Source organism: Buttiauxella brennerae ATCC 51605, assembly GCF_001654925.1.
Taxonomy (GTDB): domain Bacteria; phylum Pseudomonadota; class Gammaproteobacteria; order Enterobacterales; family Enterobacteriaceae; genus Buttiauxella; species Buttiauxella brennerae.
Genome location: NZ_LXER01000053.1, coordinates 1 through 705, shown reverse-complemented (window position 1 = coordinate 705; position 705 = coordinate 1). Strand labels below are relative to the sequence as shown.

Here is a 705-nt window from a genome sequence, read left to right as displayed (position 1 = left end):
ATATTGATGAAGCGGTCGCGCTTGTTGAACGCGCCATCAGCCATTATCTGGAGCAACAGCAGCCGCGCAATGTGCAGGTTAATGGGCCAACGACCGATATTATTGGTGAAGCGCCAGCTATGCAGGATGTGTTTCGAATTATTGGCCGCCTCTCCCGTTCATCAATAAGTGTGTTGATCAACGGCGAATCGGGTACCGGTAAGGAGTTGGTTGCACACGCTCTGCATCGCCATAGCCCACGCGTGAAATCACCTTTTATTGCGCTGAACATGGCCGCAATCCCGAAGGATTTGATTGAGTCTGAGCTGTTTGGTCACGAGAAAGGCGCGTTTACCGGTGCGAATCAAATTCGCCAGGGCCGTTTTGAGCAAGCCGACGGTGGCACGTTGTTCCTCGATGAAATCGGCGATATGCCGATGGATGTGCAAACTCGCTTACTGCGCGTGTTGGCCGATGGTCAGTTTTATCGCGTTGGCGGTTATGCACCGGTAAAAGTCGATGTACGAATCATTGCCGCGACCCACCAGAACCTTGAGTTGCGCGTGCAGGAAGGGAAATTCCGTGAGGATTTGTTCCATCGCCTGAACGTTATTCGCGTGCATTTGCCCCCGCTGCGTGAACGCCGCGAAGATATTCCACGTCTTACTCGCCACTTCTTGCAGGTGGCGGCTCAGGAATTGGGCGTGGAAGCAAAACTGCTGCATC

General features: G+C 53.3%; 1 protein-coding gene. It reads left to right on the top strand.

Annotated features, from left to right (window positions below; all coding sequences use genetic code 11):
* A partial coding sequence (locus M975_RS21940) for a sigma 54-interacting transcriptional regulator (RefSeq protein ID WP_074388416.1) occupies nt 1-705 on the top strand: 705 nt, incomplete at both ends.